This window comes from Verticiella alkaliphila (assembly GCF_018904615.1).
GTDB lineage: Bacteria > Pseudomonadota > Gammaproteobacteria > Burkholderiales > Burkholderiaceae_B > Verticiella > Verticiella alkaliphila.
Window position 1 is genome coordinate 12,547 of the sequence record NZ_JADCNH010000008.1, and the last position, 22,101, is coordinate 34,647.

The following is a 22,101-nucleotide window of genomic DNA, read 5'->3' on the forward strand; positions in this document are numbered from 1 at the left end:
AGCCGGTCCGCCGGCCTTCTTTGCCATGAGCCACACGCTGCGCGTCACCCTGGGTCAGCACGCCGACCGCGGCCGCAAGCCCGTCCAGCAGGATTTCCACGGCGCCTGCGTGCCGCTCGAGCCACAGCTTGGCAGCAAGGGGATCGCCCTGGCCGTGGCCGACGGCATCAGCAGCAGTGACGTGAGCCACATCGCCAGCGAGACGGCGGTGGCGAGCTTTCTGTCAGACTACTTCAGTACGCCCGATACGTGGTCGGTCAAGACGGCGGTGCAGCGCGTGCTCGCGGCCACCAATGCGTGGTTGTACGCGCAGACACGCCAGAGCGAGCACCGCTACGACCGCGATCGCGGCTATGTCTGCACCTTGAGCGCCCTGGTGTTGAAGGCGACGAGCGCGCATCTCTTTCATGCGGGCGACACCCGGATCTATCGCCTGCGCGGCGGTTCGCTCGAGCCCCTGACGGCCGATCATCGCGTCTCCGTCGCCCCCGGCCAGAGCTATCTGGCGCGCGCCATGGGACTGGGCCCGCATCTGGAACTCGATTACCAGGCGCATGCCCTGGACGTGGGCGACATCTTCCTGTGCGCCACGGACGGCGTCTACGAGCACCTGAGCGCGCGGCAGATCGTGCGATGCGTGGCCGAACATGGCGACGACCTGGATGGGGCTGCCAAGGCTTTGGTCACCGATGCGCTGGCTGCCGGCAGCGACGACAATCTGACAGCACAAATCGTCCGCGTCGATGCGCTGCCTGCTGCCGACGCGGCCGATCTTCCGGCGCAGTCGAAGCACCTGCCCAGCCCGCCCCTGCTCTCGCCGCGTACGGTGTTCGAGGGCTATCGCATCGTGCGCGAGATTCACGCAAGCCACCGTAGCCATGTCTATCTGGCCGTGGACGAAGACTCGGGCGCGCAGGTTGCCCTGAAGACGCCATCGATCGACTTGCAGGACGACGCAGGCTATCGCGAGCGCTTCCTGATGGAAGAATGGGTGGCCCGGCGCCTCGACAATCCGCACGTCGTCAAGGCCTGGCCCTCGACGCGGTCACGCGCCCATCTCTACACCGTGAGCGAGTACGTGCCGGGGCAGACGCTGGCCCAGTGGATGCTCGATCACCCACGTCCGGAGATCGCCCAGGTGCGGGCCATCATCGAACAGGTGGCGCGCGGGCTGCAGGCCTTTCACCGCCTGGAGATGCTGCACCAGGACATCCGCCCGGCCAACCTGCTCATCGACGCCACCGGCACCGTGCGCATCCTGGACTTTGGCGCGGTGCGCGTGGCGGGCATGCACGATGGCGCCCTGCCCGGCGATCCGGGGCTGCCGCTCGGGGCCACGGCCTACATGGCGCCGGAGTACCTGCTGGGCGAGCCCGGCACCCAGCGTTCGGACATCTTTTCGCTGGGCGTGCTCGCCTACCAGATGCTCACGGGCCGGCTGCCCTACGGCAACCAGATCGCGCGCCTGCGCGGGCGCGCAGGGCTGCGTCGGCTCGCCTATGCCAGCGCACAGGACAACGATCGCGCGATTCCCGCGTGGCTGGACGATGTGCTGCGCCGCGCCGTGCATCCCGACCCGGCACACCGCTACGGCGAGCTGTCGGAGTTCGTGCACGCGTTCCGGCAGCCGAGCCCGACATACGTGCGGCGCAGCCAGCCGCCCTGGATCGAGCGCGATCCGCTCCTGTTCTGGAAAGGGCTGTGTCTCGCGCTGGCCGTCCTGAACCTCATCCTGCTGGCCACCTGAATGGAAGGCCGATCGACACCCGGGCCGCGCCCGCTTTGCTGCATTCACACACATCCGCTTCTCTGGAGAACCTCATGACTGGCACCGTCTGGCTGGTGGGCGCAGGCCCCGGCGATCCCGAATTGCTCACGTTGAAGGCTGTGCGCGCGTTAGCGCAAGCCGACGTCGTCCTGGTGGATGACCTGGTCAACCCGGAGATCCTCGCGCATGCCCCCACGGCACGCATCGTCCGCGTGGGCAAGCGCGGCGGCTGCCGCTCCACCCCGCAGGCCTTCATCCAGCGCCTCATGCTGCGGTATGCGCGCCAGGGCAAGTGCGTGGTGCGGCTCAAGGGCGGTGACCCGTGCATCTTCGGCCGAGCGGGCGAAGAGGCGCTGTGGCTGCGCGCGCACGGCGTGCCCTGTGAGATCGTGAACGGCATCACCGCCGGGCTGGCCGCAGCCACGGCCTGCGGCATTCCGCTCACGCAGCGCCGCGTAGCCCGTGGCGTGACTCTGGTCACCGCCCACACAGAGGACGACGCCACGCCGGACTGGGCAGCGCTCGCGCGCACGGGCACCACGCTGGTGGTGTACATGGGCGTGGCCACTCTGGCCGAGACGCAACGTCAGCTACTCGCGGCCGACATGCCGGCGGACACGCCGGTGGCCATGATCGAGCGCGCGTCACTGCCCGATCAGCGCGAGACGCGCTCCACGCTCGGCCGGCTGGCGGCGGACGCCCGGCAGTTCGGCCTGCGCAGCCCGGCCGTGCTCGTGATCGGCGAGGTCGCGGCCTACCAAGTGCTGGGCGAGACCGCCCCCGCCGCGTCCGAGAAAACCGCGACAATGGCGGCATGACCGACGATCACCTGCCCCTGCCGCTGCGCTACCTGCTGGCAGCCCGCCGCAGCGAGCTGCGCGGGCTGGAGGAACTTGCCCGCACCTGCGAGCTCGTCGGCGTGACCAGCCAGCTCGTACACGCCCTGCAAAAGGAGCGCGGCTACGCCAACCTGTACCTCGGACAGCCGCATACTCCGCTGCTCAACACACTCAACGGGCTCACTGACGCGGCCCAGGCCCACGAGACACACGTGCGGCACTGCCTGCAGCACGTGGACCCCGCGGCCGAGCATGGTCCGGATCAGGCGCGCCTGCTGAGCCGCGTGGCAGACGTCCTCTATCGACTGGACGAACTGCCGCGCCTGCGTCGGCGCATCCGCGATCAGGGCGTCGATGGCGACAGCGCGACCCAGTCCTTCACCCGGCTCATCGCCGCGTTGCTCTCGCTGGTCTTCGAGGCGGCCGACACGGCCCTCGACCCGGAACTCACACGCACCCTCGTGGCCTTGTTCAACCTGCTCCAGGGCAAGGAGCTGAGCGGGCAGGAACGGGCCTGCGGCACGGCAGGCTTCAGCGCGGGTTATTTCACCGACGCCCAGAAGGCGCAGCTGCGGCATCTGGGCGATGCGCAGGAACGCTGCTTTGCGGTGTTCGCCCAGCACGCGGGCGACGACGTCCTGCGGGCCTGGACACCCATCGCCGCAGATCAGTCCCGAGTGCAGCCGTTGCGCGATATCGCCTGGCGCACGTCGCCTGCACAGCCCGTCGATCCTGGCCTTGCCCAGACGTGGTTCGATCTGCTCACCGAGCGCATCGACGCCATGAAGACGGTGGACAACCTGCTCGTGCAGACCCTGCTGCAGCGCAGCCAGGCGCGGCTCGTGCAGACCCGGCGGGAACTCGAGAATCACCGCGTGTTGTCGCGCCGCCTGGCCGAACAGGTCGACGAGCCGGATTTGCCCCGCGTGTTCAGCCTGCAGGAGCATGTGCTGGACGCCGCGCCACAGGATGGCGTTGGCAGCCAGATGGCGCGCTCGCTGCTGGATCTCGTGCAGACGCAGGCGCAACGCCTGCAACAGGTATCGCACGAACTCGACGAGGCCCGCAGCAGCCTGGCCGAACGCAAGACGGTGGAGCAGGCCAAGGCCTGGCTGATCCGTCATCTGCGGATGACCGAAGCCGCCGCCCACGAGCGCCTGCAGCAGGCCGCCATGCAAAGTGGCCGGCGGCTGGCGGATGTGGCGCAGGAGATCCTGACGGAGGCGCGCAAGCAGCGCTGATTCCGCCAGCTGGACTGATCCGCATCATCCTTTGGGGGCACCTGCCCTTCAAATCGCAGAGAAAACGCCCCAGCCTGACCGGTCTGGGGCGTCGCCTTGCAGGGTGCCGAGGTGATGTCCCAGGCAACCCCTACACCGCGTTCAGATGATCGCTTCACCTCCCGTGTCCTGCGGCACGCCGACCAACTCGGCGAGCACGTCGGGTTCGGGCGTGGGGGCATCGGCCGTGTCGCTCACCCCATCCGCGCCCTCGTCGAAGACCAGGTCCTCACCCTCAAGGAAGGATTCGACGGACAGCAACACGAGGTCGCCCTGAATCTCATCGCCGTCATCTGTAGCCGGAGCGGCCTCGATCACGATCGTCAACTGAGCCTCGTCACTCTCCCGACCATTCGGATGCACGAGCTTGTAGATGAAGCTATCGGTCTCGCCGACAACATCAGCATCATCGTTCGGCGTGTAGGTGTAGTTACCCTGCGCATCGATGGTCAACTCACCATACAAACCGGCGATCGCACTACCGTCTGCCGGCACGAAGTCGCCCTCCTCGTTCTGGATGTGCACGACAGCCAGATTGCCCGGGCCGAGATCGTCACCCTCAGTCAGCACACCGGTGAGATCCTGGCCTACGGCGGTGACGTCACTAAGGTCGACGAACGTGCCGCTGTAGTCCACCCCGGAAAGCAGACCTACATTGACGGGAGCATAAAGTTCGACGCGATACTGGCCGGTGGCGAGATCATCGATGCTGATATCGACGTTGCGATTCCCAAGCAAGCCCACTTCAATCAACGCACTGGTCTCCGAGGTCGCCAACGTCTCCCATGTACCAGTTTCTGAATTGAAGACTTGCAGTCGCACCTCCGGCGCCACGCTGAGCGTCAAGACGCCTGTTGTCTCAGCCGAGATGTCGACAGACCGGGTGACATCCGCGGGCACAGAGAACTCGTACGATGAGAACGGTGTGCCGATGTAGAGACCAAGCGCAACCGAGTCGGACGCCTCGGGCAACTCACCCGTTGTCTCCACCCCACTGAGCTCGACGTTGGCCGTCACCCCCAGGCCGTTTGCGACCGGGCTGAGGCCATCTTCGGCAGTGTCCGGCCCCGTCACTTCCGAGGGCTCACTGGTGTTGCCCGCGCCGTCGATGGCCACCACGTCGTACGGTTCGTCCTCCACCAAGGGCGTCTCGGTGACCAGCTCGAAGTTGCCTTCGTCATCGGCCTGCGTCGACCCGATCACCTCACCCTCGGCGTCACGGATCTCCACGACATTCCCGGGGTCCGTGGTGCCCGTGACGCTGGTGCCGATGCCGGTGCCTTCGTCATCCGCCACGTTGGTCACGGCATCCACCGTCGGCATGTCCGGCGGGGTCAGGTCCCCTTCGATTTGTGCCGGCTCGCTCTCGAGCGCACCGACGATGGCGACTACGTCATAGGTCACGCCGTCGGCCAAAGGCCCGTCAGTCGGAATGGAGAAGCCACCGTCGTCATCGACTGCGATGGAGCCTACCACCGCGCCGCCCACCTCACGGATCTCAACCGTGCTCCCCGGCTGGGCCGTCCCCGTCACGGTGGTGCTGGTGGCAATACCATCGTCATCGAATACGTTGACGACGCTCTCCACGTCAGGCGTCTCGACGACGGTGACGCCACCCGTCACTTCCGTCGCGTCGCTGGTGTTACCCGCCGAATCGATGGCCACGACGTCATAGGACACACCGTCTTCCAGCGCGCCATCCGTGATGAGTTCGAAGCGTCCATCCTCATCGGTCAGCCCTGAGCCCAGGACGTCGCCCGCTTCGTTACGCAGTTCCACGGTCGCGCCTGCCTCGGCGTCCCCCGTCACGCGGGTGCCAGTGGCCTGGCCGTCATCATCGAGAACGTCGATGACACCACCAACGATCGGTGCATCCGGCGCAGTCTGGTCGCCCACGATCTGGACCGCATCGCTCTCGACGTCATCGACGATGGCGACCACATCGTAGGTCTCGCCGTCGGCCAGAGGGCCGTTGGTCGGGATCTCGAATGCACCATCATCATCGGCGGTGTCGCTGCCAACGACTAAGCCGTCAGCATCACGGATCTCCACGAGGCTACCCGGCACCGCGATCCCCGAGACGATGGCGCCCGTCACCGTGCCGTCATCGAAGACATTGACGACTTCTTCGACGAGCGGGGACTCCACATCAGAATCTGCGTCAGCGTCAGCATCAGCATCTGCATCTGCATCTGCATCTGCGTCAGTATCATCTGCGCCGACCACCACCGAGATCTCATCGGAGGGGTCGCTGCGCTCGCCGAGCGCATCCTCAGCCACGACGGTGACATTGCGCTCACCCGTCGCGATTGTCTCGTCGGGCGTCAGCACCCAGTTGCCGTTCTCATCGACGACGGCCCGTCCGTGCTCGACGCCGTCAATCAGCAGGATGACCGTGTGGCCCGGGCGGCCTTCGCCGGCGAACTCAGCCTGCGGTTCGATCTGGCCTTCGCCCGGCTGCGCACCGCCGATGCTCGTGATTACCGGCACGTCCACATCGAAGAGCGAACCTTCGTAATCCTGGGTGTCGTTGTTCACATCGTCGTAAAACTCGCCGATCTTGGTGCTCGCGCGCTCCAGCCACTCCCAGGACGTCATGAACGTGGTCACGAGCTCCGGATAGCTCAAGCCGCTGTTGACCCAGTACAGGAGGCCCGCGGCATCCGGTTCACGGCCCAGGCCATTGCGGTACAGATCGGTGACGAACGCACCGCGATCAGAGGCGGCCGGGCTCTGCAGGAACTCGTCGGAGGTGAACAGCGAGGCGATGAGGACCGGGACGCCATAATCATCCTCCAGCACATCTTTCCAGTAGGCGAAACCTTCCACATCGGGGACGCGCCCGAACACGAACTGGAACGCGGAGACGATGCCATAGCCGTCGGCCCGCGCCTCTGCCGATTCGATCAGATCCCAGGCGACGGCAGCGGTTCCACGCTGGCTTATCTGATCGTTCCAGTAGGCACGCCCGCCGGGGTCGGGTTCGCGTTGCAGGATGAAGCGATACAGCGTGTCGGCATCGAAGGGCGCAGCCATGGATATCTCCTAATGGTCCAGCATTTCTGCGGAAGTGGAATCGAATAAACAGGCATCCAGAAAATCGTTTTTTGAACTCTTGCATAAAAATGATTCATGAGAATTCGAGGTAGAAAACTCTTACTCTTGTTGCCGGCTCCTTAGGGGAAACTGACGGTACATAGCCGCTCCTCCTGCTGTATTCACAGATTCGTGAACAGCTGTGATCACTGAATGGTCGAGAATCGGCCGCAAATGCAGCCCCATGAATGCATCTCGATTTCCGATTGGTTTTTCGTATTAACCATCTCTGATCGCCGCCTTATTCGGCGTCGGGCGCGCAAGCCAACCCAGGCATCGCCGGCCTGCAAACAGGTTTTGCGTCTGGCATCGCGGATCGAGCAAAGAAGGGGCGCGGATCTCGTGCTCATCCGTCATCATCAGCACCGGCTTCAGCTGCTCGACACCACAAACAAATTTGCGCACGTCGCAAGATTAGACCCGCCGAGCCGGAGCATTCGCATCGCGCCCCGGCGCACGTATAGTGGGGACATTCCCTCTCACGCGTTCGCTGACATGTCCTTCACTGACCGACTGCTTCAGGCTCGCGACGCGGCGATGGCGGCGTGGACGCCAATGCCCGCGCCCTACCCTGCATGCACGCTCTTCCTTGCCGTGAGCGATGGGCCGGCAAGGGCGGTAGTGGCCCACGCGAGCGCGGCCCGTTTCGACGTGGCCTGGCGCGATGGGGTACAGGCGCTGCACAAGCTCATGACACGCCGGCGATTGACCGGGCGTTGGTTGCGAGTGGACTGGGTCACGACAGCGCAAGCGGTGTCGTCAGCGCAGCTGCAGGCCCTGCTGCGCCAGACCAAGCGCAACTACTGGCGCGAGGGCTTGGCGTTCGACACGCAGATGCGCACCGCGATCACGGAGCAGGAGCTCAACGCCCACGCCGCCCTGTACGCCGGCAGCGGCACGCCGCATGCCGCGCTCAACGTCCACAACCTGCAGACGTGTGCCAGAGCCCGCTTCGCCGACCCTGCCTGGACGTTGCCCTCAACAGGCCCGTGGCATCGCTTCACGACCGCGGGGGTATTCGTCGACGCCGAGGGGCTGCACGCGCTGGACAGCGATGGGCTCGCAGCCGGGCGGCGCGTGCTGAAGGAACTCTGCGAACACGACGTGCGCCGACTCGTGTCCGATGCGTCTGGCTATCTGGCTGCGCAGGTGGATGCACAGGGCCGCTTCACCTACGGGCACTACCCGTGCTTTGACCGCCCCGTCGCGGGCTACAACACGTTGCGCCAGGCGAGCACCACCTACGCCATGATCGAGGCGTGGGCGCTCACGCATTGCCCCACGCTGGGGGCGGCCATTGAGCGCGCGTTAGCGCACCTCGAGCGTGAGTGGGTGAAGGTCGTGGCTCACGACGCCGACGGGCCGGTGGCGGTGCTCGTGGACACCGGCGACGAGATCAAGCTGGGCGGCAACGCCGTCCTCATCCTCGCGCTGACGCAGTACGCACAGGTCACGGGGCGCGCTAAAGGCCTGGATCTGGCGCGCGCCCTGGCCCGCGGCATACGGCGCATGCAGGACTCGGCAAGCGGCCGGTTCACGCACGTCCTTCATTACCCGACGCTGGCGGTCAAGGCCGAACATCGCATCATCTATTACGACGGCGAGGCGGCCTTCGCCCTGATGCGTCTCTATCACGCGACCCAGGAGGCCACCTGGCTGGCCCTGGTCGAGAAAGCCTTTGCGCACTTCATCCGGGCGGAGCACTGGCGCGCGCACGATCATTGGTTGAGCTACTGCGTGAACGAGCTCACGCGCGTGCGGGCGCAAATCCCCTACCTGCAGTTCGGCGTGCGCAATGTGGCCGGCTATCTGGATTTCGTGGCCGAGCGTGCCACCACCTTCCCGACGCTCCTCGAGCTCATGATGGCCGCGCGCGACATGCTGGAGCGCCTGGGTGACGAGCCTGCCCACGCGGCACTCTACGCCCAGGTCGACATCGACGCCTTCGAGCACGCCCTGGAGCGACGTGCCCATCGTCTGCTGGATGGCATATTCTGGCCTGAGTTCGCCATGTTCATGCGTCACCCTGATCGCATTCTTGGCGCGTGCTTCATCCGCCATCACGGCTTTCGTGTGCGCATCGATGACGTCGAGCACTATCTGTCCGGGCTCATTGCGTATCTGGCGTACGTGAGACGCGGACGACCTCGGCTCCCGCGACCTGCCACCGCACGCGCGCTGCCCGACGACTCGGCGGCGCGAGGTGCGCCAGACGGTCCGTGGGACGCAGATACCCTGACCGCCACGGTGGGCGGACGCTGGCTGCGCCCCCCGCCAGCCGGCTGGCGTGCGAGCGGTGTCTGCACGACCCGCCCTGCCATGCGCGCCGGTGATCTTGCGGTGTTGAGAACGGGCGACATGCGGTTCGGCCTGCAACCGGCAACCGCGGCGGTGCTGCCGGCCAGCGGCTGGCTCGTGCAGGAGGCGGACATGGCCTTTCCCGCCGGCATGCCCATCCTGTGGGCACCCTCGATGGATCGCGCCGTGATGGCACTGGGGCGGCGCGCACGTCAGTCGCTCACGGCACCCGTGATTGCCGTGACCGGCAGCGCGGGCAAGACCACCACCGTCGCCATGCTGGCGCAGGCTCTGATGCCTTTCGGCGCGGTCGGCCTCACCCGGCAGAATGCCAACCTGCCCCGTGGCGTGGCTTGGAATCTGGCGTCACTGCCAGCGGATCCCGCCCATGTCGTGCTCGAGCTGGCCATCGGAAGAATGAGCGAGAATGCGCGGCTCGCCAGACCCGACGTCGCGATCTTCACGAATATCGCCGCAGCCCACCTCACCTATCACCAGGATCTGGCAACGGTAGCGAACCGCAAATCCGCGATCTTCGATGGCATGCGTCCGGGGGGCGCGGCCATCATCAATCGCGACATGGCCTGTGCCGATCGCGTCATCGAGGCCGCCCGCGCTCGCGAACTGCGCATTCTCACGTACGGGGCGGAGGGCCCTGCCGACATACGCCTGCGCGCCTACCGCCCGGCCACGCACCAGGTCATGGCCGACGTGGCCGGCCGCGCTGTGGCGCTTCGCCTGGGCGCACCGGGACGCCACTTGGCGATGAATGCCCTGGCAGTGCTGGCAACGGCCCACGCGCTGGGCCTGGCACTGCCTGCCGTGATCGCGGCGCTGGCCACGTTCACGCCGCCCGCCGGGCGTGGCGATGCCTTCGAAATCCGGGTGGACGCGCGCCGCGTCACGGTCGTGGACGACAGCTACAACGCCAATCCGGCGTCCATGGCAGCCGCGCTCGCCACGGCCCGGGAGCACCCCGCGGCGGCCAAGCTGCTGGTCCTGGGTGACATGCTGGAACTGGGTGAGGACGAAATCCGATTTCACCGCGATCTTTGCGATCCGGTGCGCGCCGTGCAGGCGCATCGTGTGGTGCTGTGCGGCGAGCGGATGCAGGCACTCGCGGAGGCGCTCGCAGATCTGGACGTGGCCTGGTACCCGGACGTGGAGGCGGTGCAGGCCGAATGGCACACGCATCTGGCGCAGGCGGACTACGTGCTCATCAAGAGCTCGGGCGCGACCCGTCTGAGCGCGCTCGCGGCGAGCCTGCGCCAGACGGGTGCGAACGCCACGGCGCTCAGAAGCGCATCGTAAGACCGGCCTGATAGGAATTCAGCCCCGGGTTCGGACGCTTGATGCCCGCGTTCGAGAAGTGCGAGGCGCGAATGCCGAAGCGCACGTTGTCGGTGAATTGATAAGCCACGCCGATATGGTCGCCGAACTGGAACGCCGTGCTGATGTTCTTCTCGCCGATGCTCGTGTGATTGAACACCGTCGCACCGATGCCGGCCTCCACGAAGAAGCGCTCGGTCAGCCACCACTGGAACATCGGGATGGCGCTCGCCTGCCAGAGGCGGCTGCGGCCGGTGTCATTGTCGCGCAGGCGCCAGTGCGACACCCCGAACTCACCGACGAGGTCGATGCGCGTGCCACCCAGGCGGTAGGACCAGACCGGGGCAGTTTCGTAATTGAGCGTCAGGCGATGCAGATCGCCGTCCATACCGTACTGCACGCCAAAGGCGCCGCGGCTGGCGGGTTGGAGCGACTGCGCCTGCGCAGGAACGCAAGCGAGTGCTGCCGCCAGGACGGCAGAGGCGCGAAGCAGAGAGAACATGAGAAGACTCCAGGGAGGGTGCTACGGGGAGGGGCGCCAGGGGTCAGAGATGCACCCGATACGTTTTTCAATCCAACGCTACACTCTGTCAATGACTGCCCGTACCGGATCTTACTCCGCTCACCTCGCGCTTGCGCTCGCCGCTGCCTGCGGGCCGTTGCACACGGCCAACGCTCAGCTGGTCGTCCACGTCGAACCGTCGACCTTCTCGCCCATCGTGGTCTACGAGGAGGCGGACGAGCGCTGCATGACCTTCGGCGCCGTACGTGCCGCGGGCCGCCAGACCTGCCAGGCACTGAACGACCCGCAGCACATGGTGTTCGCCTACTCACGCATGATGATGAGTGCGCTCTTTGCGCATCCCGATCCGCGGCGCATTCTCGTCATCGGGTTGGGGGGCGGTACGCTGTCGCGCGCCTTGGTGGACGTGCTGCCCGAAGCGCAGGTGGATACCGTGGAGATCGACCCGGCGGTGCTCAAGGTGGCCACGGAACACTTCGGGTTCGCGCAGGGGCCGCGTCAGACGGTGCACATCGCCGATGGCCGGGCCTTCGTCGAGCAGGCGGCGGCCCAGGGCCGGCAGTACGACCTCATCTTCCTGGATGCATTCGACGTCACCTATATTCCGCCGCACCTGCTCACGCGCGAATTCCTGACCCTGGTGCGCGAGCGGCTCGCCCCCGGTGGCATTCTCGCTGCCAACACCTTCACGGCGAGCGGGCTGTACGCCCAGGAGTCGAGCACGTATGCCGCGGTCTTCGGGCGCTTCTACAACCTGCGCGAAAGCAATCGGGTCATCATCGCCGCGCGCGATACCCTGCCGGATGCCAAGGCCTTGCGTGCGCGGGCGCAAGCGCTCGCGCCGCGGCTCGCGCCCTACGGTATCGATGTGAACGCGCAGTTGCAGGGATTCCGCGACAAGCCGGACTGGCCCGCGGGCGCACGGATCCTGACGGACAAGGAGCCGGTGCGGCAGTAACGCCGGACCGGCTCCTCGACGCCCCGGCCAAGGCCGGGGCGGGTTACCACACGGCGGATCAGTTCTCCAGCCGCTGCGCCAGGCGCTGCTTCACGTCGCGCAGTTGCGCGGGAAGACGGTTGCTGAGCTGCTCGAACAAGGCATCGTGCAGTTGCAGTTCGCTGCGCCACGCGCTGGCATCGACGTGTGTGATGCGCTCGAAGCGCGCACGATCGAAGTCCAGGCCGTCCCACGTGAGATCGTCGTAGCGCGGGGTCACGCCAAAGGCGTTCTCCTCGCCCTGGGCCTGGCCTTGCAGACGCTCGAGCATCCACTTGAGCACGCGCATGTTCTCGCCGAAGCCCGGCCACACGAACTTGCCGTTCTCGTCGGTCTGGAACCAGTTCACGCAGAAGATGCTGGGGAGCTTGCCGCCCGCGGCTTCGACGCGCTCGCCCAGCTTCAACCAGTGCGAGAAGTAGTCGCTCATGTTGTAGCCGCAGAACGGCAGCATGGCGAACGGATCACGGCGCACCACACCCTGCGCGCCGGCGGCGGCAGCGGTGGTCTCCGAGCCCATCGTGGCGGCCATGTAGACGCCCTCGACCCAGTCACGGGCCTCGGTCACCAACGGCACCGTGCTCGAGCGACGGCCACCGAAGATGAACGCATCGATGGCAACACCCTCCGGATCGTTCCAGGCTTCGTCGATGGCCGGGTTCTGCTCGGCGGACACCGTGAAACGGGCATTCGGGTGCGCCGCCTTGCGACCGCTGTCCGGCGTCCAGTCCTTGCCCTGCCAATCCACCAGGTGCGCGGGCGCCGGGCCCATGCCTTCCCACCACACGTCGCCGTCGTCGGTCAGCGCGACGTTGGTGAACAGCACGTTCTCGCGCAGCGAGGCCATGCAGTTGAAGTTGGTCTTCTCGTTCGTGCCCGGGGCCACGCCGAAGTAGCCAGCTTCCGGGTTGATCGCGTACAGACGGCCATCCTGGCCCGGCTTGATCCAGGCGATGTCATCGCCGATGGTGGAGATCTTCCAGCCCGGCAGCGAGGCCGGCGGGATCAGCATGGCGAAGTTGGTCTTGCCGCAGGCCGAGGGGAAGGCAGCAGCGACGTGCATCTTGCGGCCCTCGGGCGAGGTCACGCCCAGGATCAGCATGTGCTCGGCCAGCCAGCCTTCGTCGCGGCCCATGTTCGAGGCGATGCGCAGGGCGAAGCACTTCTTGCCCAGGAGCGCGTTGCCGCCGTAACCCGAACCGTACGACCAGATCTCGCGCGTTTCCGGGAAGTGCACGATGTACTTGGTGTCGTTGCACGGCCACGGCACGTCGGCCTCACCGGCGGCGAGCGGCTTGCCCACGGTGTGCACGCACGGCACGAATTCGCCGTCCTCGCCCAGCACGTCATAGACCTTGCGGCCCATGCGCGTCATGAGCCGCATGTTCACCACCACGTAGGGCGAATCCGAGAGCTCGACGCCGATGTGGGCGATGGGCGAACCCAGCGGGCCCATCGAGAACGGGATCACGTACAGCGTACGGCCGCGCATGCAGCCTTCGAAGAGGCCGTTCAGCGTGCCACGCATCTCGGCAGGCTCGATCCAGTTGTTGGTCGGGCCGGCGTCATCCTTGTTCTCGGAACAGATGTAGGTGCGGTCCTCGACGCGCGCCACGTCCGACGGATCGGACCAGGCGAGGAACGAATTCGGCCGCTTCTCCGGGTTCAGGCGGCGCAGCGTGCCGGCCTTCACCATCATGTCACATAGTCTGTCGTACTCTTCCTGCGAGCCGTCGCACCATTCGATACGATCGGGCTGGGTGAGCGCGGCGATTTCGGCTACCCACGCCTTCAATCGTGCGTGGCGCACCCAGGTGGGCGCGTTCGCGTCCTGGGTGCTGGGGCTGACTGCAGCATTCATGAACGAAAAATCTCCGTGGTGATGCGGCCACCGCAGGCAACGCGGGAACCGCAACGCTCCCGCCGGCGTAGGGCGGGCATCGTGTCGGGGCGCACATTGTAAGGCCCCCGTCAAAAAAGGCCAGCCAACGTGACGGTTTAGGCCAATCGCGCGAAGGTTTTCGCCCGGGCGATTTGTCTTCTCAGGCATTTTTCGGTTACAACGTGGTCGCGCTCCGGTTCCCGGAGCGCACTTCGCGTGCTTTGCCGATGCGTCGCGCGACGCATCCGCAAAGCGCATCGCCTGGGTGCCCCTGCGCACCCGTCTGCTAGTTGTCGGTTTGTATTGGCGGCGCTGTCCGTCTTCCGCACAACCCCCTTAGCTCACTGGCGTTCCTCGTCAGCCCTCGCGGGCCGGCAAGGACACCCACGAACCTTAAGGAGGCAAATGCCATGCGTTCCCTCGAAGTCTCTCTGTCGGCCCGTGCCGCTTCCCCCGCCCTGCGTCTGCGCACCGCCATCGCGGCTGCCCTGATGTTCGGCGCTGCCGGCGCCGCCCAGGCCGCCGATGCCACCTGCGAACTCGATCGCACCGTGCGTTTCGGTGGCATGAACTGGGAATCCAACCTCGTCCTCGTCGACGTCCAGCGTACCATCCTCGAGAAGGGCTACGGCTGCAAGACCGAAGTCCTGCCCACCGAGACGCTGCCCGCTCTGGCCGCGCTCGAGCGCGGCGATCTGGACGTGAACACCGAAGTCTGGCTCAACAGCGTGGCCGATCCCTGGGCCAAGGCCGAGTCCACCGGCAAGGTCAAGCGCGTCGCCGACGTCTTCATGGGCGGCGAAGCGTGGTTCATCCCGCGCTACACCGCCGAGCGTCACCCGGAGCTGAAGTCCGCGGCCGATCTGCCCAAGTTCAAGGAAGCCTTCAAGGACCCCGAAGAGCCCAACAAGGGCCGCTTCTATGGCTGCCCGGCCGGCTGGGGCTGCGAAGTCGTGAGCACCAATCTCTTCAACGCGCTGGAGCTCGGCAACGACTTCACGCTCTATTCGCCCGGCACCGGCGCGGCGCAAAAGGCGGCCCTGTCCTCGGCATACCGCCGCAAGCAGGACGTGGCCTTCTATTATTGGTATCCCACGCCGCTCGTGGGCGCCATGGACCTGGTCAAGCTGGAATTGCCCGAGTACGACGCGAAGGCGCACGAGTGCCTGACCTCGCCCACGTGCAAGGATCCCCAGCCCAGCGCCTACCCGGAGAACCCGGTGTTCACCGCCCTGAATGCGGATTTCATGAAGGCCGCCCCGGAACTGACGAAGTTCTTCTCGTCGATGTCCGTGCCGCTGCCCGTCATGGACGCCACGCTCGCCCACATGGACGAGTCCGGCGACGACGCCGATCAAGTGGCCGAGTGGTTCCTCGAGAACCACGCTGACGTCTGGACCGCCTGGGTCCCCGAAGACGTCGCCAACCGCGTGAAGTCCTCGCTGTAATCCGACTTCCACGGCACTCCGCCGGCCCCGGGCGCGCATGACGCACCCGGGGCTTTCCGCCAGCCGCGCGCCGGGGCGATCGCCCTGTCCTGCGCGGCGGTCTCTTTCCGGAGCCGTTGTTCCTTGAGCTTTCCTCAACTCATTGCCCCGCGCGAGCTGCGCGGCAGCATCGACGCCTTCGTCGATCATCTCGTCACCGACTACGCCGACACCCTCTCCGAGCTTTCCCGCCCCCTGCTGCTGGCGCTGAACTGGCTCGAAGGCGTGCTGCGCCAATCGCCCTGGTGGGCCATCGTGCTCGCCGTCGTCGGCATCGCCTGGCTCGTGAGCCGACGCGTCGGCCTCGCCCTCGGCATGGGCGCCCTGCTCTGCGGCATCGGTCTTCTGGGCCTGTGGGACGCAGGCATGCAGACCCTCTCCCTCATGATCATGGCCACGCTGCTGTCGGTGCTGATCGGGATTCCGATGGGCATCGCCATGGCCCGCATCGACTGGCTGCGCGCCATCATGCGCCCGGTGCTGGATGTCATGCAGACCATGCCCAGCTTCGTGTACCTGATCCCCGTGGTGATGCTGTTCGGCCTGGGCAAGATCCCGGCCATCATCGCCACCGTCATCTACGCGGTGCCGCCGCTCATTCGTCTCACGGACCTGGGCATTCGCCTGGTCGACCAGGAAGTGCTCGAAGCCTCGCGCGCCTTCGGCGCCAATCCGCGCCAGCAACTCTTCGGCGTGCAGCTGCCCCTTGCCCTGCCCAACATCATGGCCGGCATCAACCAGACGACCATGATGGCCCTGTCGATGGTGGTGATCGCCTCGATGATCGGCGCACGCGGCCTGGGCTATGAAGTGCTGCTGGGCATCAATCGCCTGGAGGTGGGCCGCGGCCTGCTCGCCGGGCTGGCCATCGTGGTGCTGGCCGTGCTGTTCGATCGCATCACCCAATCCTATGGTCAGCGCGTGCGCGTGGGAGGCCAGCGATGAGCAAGATCGAAGTCCGCAACATCTACAAGGTATTCGGCGCCAAGCCTGAGCGGTGGCTCGCCGCTGCCCAGGCCGGCATGAGCAAGGAAGAGCTCCTCGCGAAGTCCGGCCACACGCTCGGCCTGCGCGACATCTCGCTCTCCATCGAGGAAGGCAGCATCTACGTCATCATGGGGCTCTCGGGCTCCGGCAAATCGACGCTGATCCGCCACTTCAATCGGCTCATCGAGCCGAGCGCCGGCAGCATCCTGGTCGATGGCGAAGACGTCACGCAGCTCTCCAAGCGCGGCCTGGAGCAGTTCCGCCAGCGCAAGATGAGCATGGTGTTCCAGCGATTCGGCCTCTTTCCGCATCGCACGGTGCTGGACAACGCCGCCTACGGGCTGCAGGTGCAGGGCGTGGCGAAAGCCGAGCGCGAGCGCCGCGCCACCGACTGGCTGGACCAGGTCGGTCTGGCAGGTTTTGCGCACCAGTACCCGCACCAGCTCTCGGGCGGCATGCAGCAGCGTGTGGGCCTTGCCCGTGCGCTCGCGACCGACGCCGAGATCCTCCTGATGGACGAGGCCTTCTCGGCGCTGGACCCGCTCATCCGCCGGGACATGCAGGATCAGCTGCTGCAGTTGCAGGCCAAGCTGAACAAGACGATCGTCTTCATCACGCACGACCTGGACGAGGCCCTGCGCCTGGGCAACCGCATCGCCATCCTGAAGGACGGCGAGCTGGTCCAGGAAGGCACGCCCGAGGACATCCTGCTGAGCCCGGCCAATGCATACGTGCAGTCCTTCCTGCAGGACGTGAACCGCAGCAAGGTGTTGAACGCAGCCCATGCGGCCAACCCCTCGCGGCTCACCCTCACCATGCGCTCGCGGCCCGCCCAGGTGCTCGAACGCATGCGTGCGTTGGACTATGCGTATGCGCCGGTGCTCGATGGCAAGCGGCTGGCCGGCGTGCTCACGCGAGAACGCGCGCGTGACGCCGTCGATGCGGCAAGCCGGGACATCTCGGCCTACGTGGACGAGATGGCCTCCGTGCCGGCCGGTACCAATCTGGAGGACGTGCTCGGCCACCTGCTGCGCACGGATGCCCCGCTGGCCGTGACGGACGACAACGACGAATTCGTCGGCATGCTGTCGCGCGCGAAGGTCGTGGAGCTGGTGACGCCGCCAGAGGCGCCGGTGGAGGAAGCGGCCGAGGCATCTGCAGACGCAGACGTCGGGGCAACCGCCGAAGCCACGCCCGAACGGGCTGCCTGAGGGTGGTGGGCAGCCGGCATATGTTGGCGCTGGCGGCCCACTCCCTTGACCCCACGACGGCCCCCGGGTGGCCACCCCGCCACCTCTGCAACGCACGCGTACCGCCCTAGCAGGCCCAGTCGAAGATCATCTGGCGCAGGCAAAGCTGGGCATTGCCGCCCCCGAAGTTGAAGGCGCCGAACGCTTCCTCGAACTCCAGATAGTGTGCCGAGGCATCGAGGTAGCCCTGCATCGGGAACATCGTGCCACCCAGGTGCGCCACCGCGCCGGCGAACCGCGGCAGGTCCATCGCCTGGCCCTCGTCACTGTAGGCCGGCACGTAGCCGCTACGCTTGTTCTGATGTTCCCATTCGCGGGGTGGACGCCCCACGTTCGGATCGCCCTCTCGCCCGGTCGTGCTGATCGGCCAGCCGAAGTGCAGCGCTTCTGGCGCCGGCAAGGCCTTCCAGGCCTGCACCGCAGACGAATCCGAGAAAGGCAGGTGATACGGCCCGAAGACGTCGCCGCAGGTGCCCTTCAGCCACGCCGGCTCGCGCCCGGCCAGTGCCGGAATCGGCGGCACCGCGGGCGGCGTGGCCAGCGGCGCATCGAACTGCGCCTGCGTCAGCCACACCAGCCGGTATTCCTCCCCCACGGCGCCCTGCAACCGATGATGATGCGCGGGCAGCGATGCGTAGTACGGCGCGAGGGGCCCGAACCGGGGGTCGCTGGCCGACGAGGCGCCGTCTCCCAGGCCCGCCACCCACGCCGAGAGCCCATCGAGCGGACGGTCCTGCTCCAGCGGATCGTCCACGAAGAGCGTGATCGCAACGAGATCCGGGCCCTGGGTACGGTAGGCTTCGGGCAGCCGCAAGGTGAAGGCATGCCGCATCGGCAGGCCACTGCGCCGGCTGAGCGGCCAGTGGGCGGGCTCGATGCCGGGCGGCAGGCCCAGGCACCAGCCCTGAGCCGGACGACGATCGAGCGACACGGGCGGTGCGATGGAGAGATCGAAGGCCTCGATCAGGCTCGGGTCCGCATCCTGGAAGGGACGTTCCGGGTACCTGGCCTGCGGATCTTCGAGCTGGATCGTGCCCACCACGCCATCGCGCAGGCCCACGCTCAACGCCACGCCGTCCTCCAGCACCGTCTCCACGAGGCTCCAGCCGTACTTCTGGAGCTCGGGCAGCGCCGCAACGGCCTTGCCTTGCGGATGCACCTGTCGCAACGCTTCTGCCGTCATGCCCAGGGAAACGCCTGCGATCGGCTCCTGCTGAGGAAACTTCATCCCGAAGCGCACGAGGCCCAGCCGACCATCCGCGCCTGCCCGGGCGCTCAACTCGGGGCCGAAGAGATGGCCTTCGTCGTGCGGGTCCGGCGGCTTGGGCGTATTGCCTGTGGCCGCATACCAATCGGCCAGGGGCGCGCCAGGGCGCAGGCGATTGAGCTTCAAGGTGTCAGCCATCGGCGCCTCCCCTGCCTCGGGCGCCCGCCAGCGTAGGGCAACCCTGCGGCGTCATACGGTCTTCACCTGCGCTTCGAGGGTGGACTTCAACTCGGGGGCAAGATTCAGACGACGCGCGAGCTCATCCAGATAGGCGCGCTCCATGAAGCTCTCCTCGTCGACGACAAGCAGGCTCGCGAGATACATCTCGGCCGCCATTTCCGGGGTCTGTGCATGGGTGGCCACCTGGGCGGGATCCAGCGGGCGAGCCAGTTCTTCCTGCACCCACGGTCGGTCCTGAGCTTCGCCCAGACGCACCAGCTCGCCTTCGAGCAGGCCGCGCTCGGCGTCGCCGATGTGGCCATCGGCCTTGGCCGCCCCGATCATGGCGATGAGCACGGCCTTGCTGTGCTGCTCGACCTCGGGTGCGGGAAGACGGTCCATCGTGCGGGGCGCCGGCAAGGCCGCCGGCATCGTGGCCGGCGCGTCCGAGGGCGCAGCCTGGCCACTCTGGGTGGTCTGCCATTGCTGGTAGGCCTTGAACGCGAGCGCGCCCAGCGCGGCCATGCCGCCGTACTTGACGGCCTTGCCGCCGTACTTGCGCGCCCCCTTGCTGCCCATCAGCAGGCTGATGGCCCCGCCGCTCAAGGCGCCGGACAGCATGGGCGAGAGCCCGCCCCCTTTCCCGCCCCCCGAAGATTGGACTTGGCCAGCCGCCTGGCGAACCAGCCCCTGGCCGGACTGCAACAGTTGATCGAGTAACTGACGTGCACTCATGAGGTTCTCCGATACGCAGGCAAAGGTGTTGGGATCGTATCGGAGACGACATGCAACAGGTGTGACGGCGGTGCCACTTCCCGTGACCACTTGCAAGCAGGCACGCAGCAGATCGGATCTGCGCGATGGGGCAGGAATGTACCCCCCTATGGCGCCGCACCTGGGAAATAATCAGACATCTCGTTGCCGCGGCAATGATGTCGGACGACGGGCGCGAACGCCTGGTCAAGGGCATGGACGCCGTCATGAGCGATCCGGCCGTCATCGGGATGATCGAGTCGGATGGCCGGGGCGTGTTGAACGTGAGCGGCCACGCCGCCAGCATCGAATTCATCCGGTCCGAGATCGACAAGTTCAAGGCCGTCGCGCAGGGCTTCGACCTGCGCTGAGCAGCGATACGTCTGTCGGCCAAGCCATGCTGGCGGTTTGAGCTCACCGTGTAACGGCCCGTCGCTTTCCGGTAACGACTTGCAAGCGCCGGGCTCGGCTGGCTCACTCCACGCGGGCACCAGAGACGGCCACGATCTCCTGGTAGCGGTCTATCTCGGCCTGGAAGAATGCGCCGAGGGCCTCGGGAGACTGCGGCTCGCGCAGGATCGCCCCCATGTCGAGCAGTCGGGAGCGCACATCAGGCATCGCCAGAACCGCAGTGATTTCGGCGTTCAGGTGCGATACGATCGGCGCGGGAGTGTCTCGCGGCGCGGTGATGGCGTACCAGGCAGACGCCTGCATGGCAGGCAGGCCCGCCTCCGCCAGGGTCGGTACATTGGGCAACGCGGGCAGACGTTCCGGGGCTGCCACGGCCAGCGCCCGCAGCGCGCCCGCCTTCACCTGGGCAAGTGAACCCGTGTCGAGCATGAGGTCAACCTGGCCTGCCAGCAGATCGGCAACCGCCGGACCACTGCCCTTGTACGGTACGTGGACGATCTCTGTGCCCATGAGATGATTGAACATCGCCCCCGCAAGGTGCTGGGAGGAACCCACGCCGCCAGAGGCATAGTTCAGCTTGCCCGGATTTTCTCGGGCGAAGGCCACCAGATCGGTAGCGCTGGCAAAGGGGGACGACTTGGGGACTTCCAGAATGTTCGGAATCGAGGCAACGAAGGCGATGGGCGTGAAGTCCTTTGCAGCGTCAAAGCCCAGACGGCTGTAGAGGTGCGGATTCGCGGCATTCGTGGAGCTCGTGGCCATCAGCAAGGTGTAGCCGTCGGCGGGCTCGCGAACAAAGCTCGCGGTGCCGATGTTGCCGCCGGCACCAGCCTTGTTGTCCACGATGACAGGCTGCCCCAGGCGCTGGCCCAGATGCTGTGCGAGGATGCGCGCAAGGGCATCGGTGGCGCCGCCTGGCGGCCAGGGCACCACCAGCTTCACGGGTTTGTCTGGATAGGTGGCGTGCGCCGATGCGAGCGGCGCACACAACAAGCCGAGCATGGCCAGCGCCGTTGCGCTGCGTGCCAGGAATGAACGCATGGGATGTCTCCTAGTTCTAGTGGGGAAGTCGAGCGCGATCAGGGTCGCGTAGGCAAGCTGTTCGCCAATGCTGCGTCGATCCAGCGCTCGTCGTAGTCGCCGCGTTCGATCGACGCCAGTGTGGCCGCTTCATCCGCGAGCTTGCGGCGCGCGGCGCCCGCCAGCATCACGGCATCCTGTGGCCGCACGAACACGACGCCGTCCTCGTCACCGAGAACGAGATCCCCCGGATGCACGGGCTGTCCGTCGAGGACGACGAGTTCACCGACCTCCCCCGGTCCGAGCTTGTAAGGACCGCGGTGAGTCACCGCGCGGGCATAGCAGGGAAATGCCGCTGCGCGAAACGCAGCGACATCGCGAACGGAGCCATCGATCACGAACCCCGTGGCACCGCGCTTTTGCGCAAGCTTCATGAGGATCTCGCCGACCAGCGCACGCTCTTCAGAACCCCCGCCGTCGATCACGAGGACGTGACCTGGGCGCACTTGTCGCAACGCATCATGGATCGCGAGGTTGTCGCCTGCGCGCACACGCACGGTCAGCGCGGTGCCACGCAGCCAGGAATCGCCGTGTTGGGGACGCAGCGTATGGGTGCCTGCGAGTCGGCCGAGGCAGTCACTGACGGCGGATGTCGGAATTCCTTCGAAAAGGTCCAGCGCGCTGGCGGCGTCGGCGGAAGAAATCATGCAGCTCTCGCAATGAAGGAAGTGGCGAGACGACTGTAATCATCCTTG

16 protein-coding genes are annotated in these 22,101 nt (G+C 66.5%); 9 read left to right on the forward strand and 7 right to left on the reverse strand.

Going from position 1 to position 22,101, the window contains the following annotated elements:
* The first annotated feature begins 25 nt into the window (after nucleotides 1–25).
* The 3 genes from IMZ29_RS07780 to IMZ29_RS07790 all read left to right on the forward strand — a co-directional run bounded on the left by IMZ29_RS07780 (nucleotide 26) and on the right by IMZ29_RS07790 (nucleotide 3,848).
* A complete protein-coding gene (locus IMZ29_RS07780; protein WP_216182498.1) occupies nucleotides 26–1,747 on the forward strand; it encodes a bifunctional protein-serine/threonine kinase/phosphatase in 1,722 nt (573 codons plus the stop codon).
* Between the two features lie 74 nt (nucleotides 1,748–1,821).
* Nucleotides 1,822–2,586 (forward strand): uroporphyrinogen-III C-methyltransferase, encoded by a 765-nt coding sequence (gene cobA / locus IMZ29_RS07785; protein WP_216182500.1) that lies wholly within the window; start codon nucleotides 1,822–1,824, stop codon nucleotides 2,584–2,586.
* Entirely contained in the window at nucleotides 2,583–3,848 is a 1,266-nt protein-coding gene (locus tag IMZ29_RS07790) for a nitrate- and nitrite sensing domain-containing protein (protein ID WP_216182502.1), read from the forward strand. The genes cobA and IMZ29_RS07790 overlap by 4 nt, the downstream gene beginning before the upstream one ends.
* Nucleotides 3,849–3,989: 141 nt before the next feature.
* Here the strand turns inward: IMZ29_RS07790 and IMZ29_RS07795 are convergent, their stop codons facing one another.
* A complete protein-coding gene (locus IMZ29_RS07795; protein ID WP_216182504.1) occupies nucleotides 3,990–6,923 on the reverse strand; it encodes an Ig-like domain-containing protein in 2,934 nt (977 codons plus the stop codon).
* A 555-nt stretch (nucleotides 6,924–7,478) separates the two neighbouring features.
* On the opposite strand from IMZ29_RS07795, the gene IMZ29_RS07800 reads away from it, so the two are divergent.
* Nucleotides 7,479–10,592: a UDP-N-acetylmuramoyl-tripeptide--D-alanyl-D-alanine ligase gene (locus IMZ29_RS07800; RefSeq protein ID WP_216182506.1), complete on the forward strand. Its 3,114-nt coding sequence runs from the start codon at nucleotides 7,479–7,481 to the stop codon at nucleotides 10,590–10,592.
* Here the strand turns inward: IMZ29_RS07800 and IMZ29_RS07805 are convergent.
* Nucleotides 10,576–11,112, reverse strand: coding sequence for an acyloxyacyl hydrolase (locus IMZ29_RS07805; RefSeq protein ID WP_216182508.1), 537 nt, complete (start codon nucleotides 11,110–11,112; stop codon nucleotides 10,576–10,578). The genes IMZ29_RS07800 and IMZ29_RS07805 overlap by 17 nt on opposite strands.
* A 91-nt stretch (nucleotides 11,113–11,203) precedes the next feature.
* Here IMZ29_RS07805 and IMZ29_RS07810 point away from each other — a divergent pair, with 91 nt between their 5' ends.
* Nucleotides 11,204–12,091 (forward strand): spermidine synthase, encoded by an 888-nt coding sequence (locus IMZ29_RS07810; RefSeq protein ID WP_216182510.1) that lies wholly within the window; start codon nucleotides 11,204–11,206, stop codon nucleotides 12,089–12,091.
* A gap of 58 nt (nucleotides 12,092–12,149) precedes the next feature.
* Here IMZ29_RS07810 and IMZ29_RS07815 read toward each other — a convergent pair whose 3' ends face one another.
* Nucleotides 12,150–13,991: a phosphoenolpyruvate carboxykinase (GTP) gene (locus IMZ29_RS07815; RefSeq protein ID WP_216182513.1), complete on the reverse strand. Its 1,842-nt coding sequence runs from the start codon at nucleotides 13,989–13,991 to the stop codon at nucleotides 12,150–12,152.
* Nucleotides 13,992–14,503: 512 nt separating this feature from the next.
* On the opposite strand from IMZ29_RS07815, the gene IMZ29_RS07820 reads away from it, so the two are divergent.
* From IMZ29_RS07820 to IMZ29_RS07830, 3 genes are all read left to right on the forward strand, one after another.
* A complete protein-coding gene (locus IMZ29_RS07820; RefSeq protein WP_216182693.1) occupies nucleotides 14,504–15,460 on the forward strand; it encodes an ABC transporter substrate-binding protein in 957 nt (318 codons plus the stop codon).
* 123 nt (nucleotides 15,461–15,583) lie between these two features.
* Nucleotides 15,584–16,444, forward strand: a complete 861-nt coding sequence (locus tag IMZ29_RS07825) for an ABC transporter permease (RefSeq protein WP_216182516.1) — start codon at nucleotides 15,584–15,586, stop codon at nucleotides 16,442–16,444.
* The gene (locus IMZ29_RS07830) at nucleotides 16,441–17,697 is read left to right on the forward strand and encodes a quaternary amine ABC transporter ATP-binding protein (RefSeq protein WP_216182519.1); all 1,257 of its coding nucleotides are present in this window, start codon (nucleotides 16,441–16,443) and stop codon (nucleotides 17,695–17,697) included. Before IMZ29_RS07825 ends, IMZ29_RS07830 begins: the two co-directional genes overlap by 4 nt.
* A gap of 106 nt (nucleotides 17,698–17,803) precedes the next feature.
* On the opposite strand, the gene IMZ29_RS07835 is transcribed toward IMZ29_RS07830, so the two are convergent.
* Both IMZ29_RS07835 and IMZ29_RS07840 read right to left on the reverse strand, forming a co-directional pair.
* Nucleotides 17,804–19,141 (reverse strand): DUF7256 domain-containing protein, encoded by a 1,338-nt coding sequence (locus tag IMZ29_RS07835; protein ID WP_216182522.1) that lies wholly within the window; start codon nucleotides 19,139–19,141, stop codon nucleotides 17,804–17,806.
* A 51-nt stretch (nucleotides 19,142–19,192) separates the two neighbouring features.
* The gene (locus IMZ29_RS07840; RefSeq protein ID WP_216182525.1) at nucleotides 19,193–19,897 is read right to left on the reverse strand and encodes a tellurite resistance TerB family protein; all 705 of its coding nucleotides are present in this window, start codon (nucleotides 19,895–19,897) and stop codon (nucleotides 19,193–19,195) included.
* 194 nt (nucleotides 19,898–20,091) lie between these two features.
* On the opposite strand from IMZ29_RS07840, the gene IMZ29_RS07845 reads away from it, so the two are divergent.
* Complete coding sequence (locus tag IMZ29_RS07845; RefSeq protein WP_216182529.1) at nucleotides 20,092–20,286, forward strand: hypothetical protein; 195 nt, start codon at nucleotides 20,092–20,094, stop codon at nucleotides 20,284–20,286.
* A gap of 103 nt (nucleotides 20,287–20,389) precedes the next feature.
* Here the strand turns inward: IMZ29_RS07845 and IMZ29_RS07850 are convergent, their stop codons facing one another.
* Together IMZ29_RS07850 and IMZ29_RS07855 are read right to left on the reverse strand one after the other, a co-directional pair.
* On the reverse strand, nucleotides 20,390–21,367 hold the full coding sequence (locus tag IMZ29_RS07850) for a Bug family tripartite tricarboxylate transporter substrate binding protein (RefSeq protein ID WP_216182532.1): 978 nt from the start codon (nucleotides 21,365–21,367) through the stop codon (nucleotides 20,390–20,392).
* Between the two features lie 38 nt (nucleotides 21,368–21,405).
* Nucleotides 21,406–22,053 carry an RraA family protein gene (locus tag IMZ29_RS07855; protein ID WP_216182535.1) on the reverse strand — a complete coding sequence of 216 codons (648 nt, stop codon included), beginning with the start codon at nucleotides 22,051–22,053 and terminating at the stop codon, nucleotides 21,406–21,408.
* Between the last annotated feature and the right edge of the window lie 48 nt (nucleotides 22,054–22,101).

Bases quoted from the DNA above. Each gene is read 5' to 3' on its own strand.
- IMZ29_RS07780 (WP_216182498.1), top strand. From the start codon at position 26: ATGAGCCACACGCTGCGCGTCACCCTGGGTCAGCACGCCGACCGCGGC.
- cobA (WP_216182500.1), top strand. From the start codon at position 1,822: ATGACTGGCACCGTCTGGCTGGTGGGCGCAGGCCCCGGCGATCCCGAA.
- IMZ29_RS07790 (WP_216182502.1), top strand. From the start codon at position 2,583: ATGACCGACGATCACCTGCCCCTGCCGCTGCGCTACCTGCTGGCAGCC.
- IMZ29_RS07795 (WP_216182504.1), bottom strand. From the start codon at position 6,923: ATGGCTGCGCCCTTCGATGCCGACACGCTGTATCGCTTCATCCTGCAA.
- IMZ29_RS07800 (WP_216182506.1), top strand. From the start codon at position 7,479: ATGTCCTTCACTGACCGACTGCTTCAGGCTCGCGACGCGGCGATGGCG.
- IMZ29_RS07805 (WP_216182508.1), bottom strand. From the start codon at position 11,112: ATGTTCTCTCTGCTTCGCGCCTCTGCCGTCCTGGCGGCAGCACTCGCT.
- IMZ29_RS07810 (WP_216182510.1), top strand. From the start codon at position 11,204: ATGACTGCCCGTACCGGATCTTACTCCGCTCACCTCGCGCTTGCGCTC.
- IMZ29_RS07815 (WP_216182513.1), bottom strand. From the start codon at position 13,991: ATGAATGCTGCAGTCAGCCCCAGCACCCAGGACGCGAACGCGCCCACC.
- IMZ29_RS07820 (WP_216182693.1), top strand. From the start codon at position 14,504: ATGTTCGGCGCTGCCGGCGCCGCCCAGGCCGCCGATGCCACCTGCGAA.
- IMZ29_RS07830 (WP_216182519.1), top strand. From the start codon at position 16,441: ATGAGCAAGATCGAAGTCCGCAACATCTACAAGGTATTCGGCGCCAAG.
- IMZ29_RS07835 (WP_216182522.1), bottom strand. From the start codon at position 19,141: ATGGCTGACACCTTGAAGCTCAATCGCCTGCGCCCTGGCGCGCCCCTG.
- IMZ29_RS07840 (WP_216182525.1), bottom strand. From the start codon at position 19,897: ATGAGTGCACGTCAGTTACTCGATCAACTGTTGCAGTCCGGCCAGGGG.
- IMZ29_RS07845 (WP_216182529.1), top strand. From the start codon at position 20,092: ATGATGTCGGACGACGGGCGCGAACGCCTGGTCAAGGGCATGGACGCC.
- IMZ29_RS07850 (WP_216182532.1), bottom strand. From the start codon at position 21,367: ATGCGTTCATTCCTGGCACGCAGCGCAACGGCGCTGGCCATGCTCGGC.
- IMZ29_RS07855 (WP_216182535.1), bottom strand. From the start codon at position 22,053: ATGATTTCTTCCGCCGACGCCGCCAGCGCGCTGGACCTTTTCGAAGGA.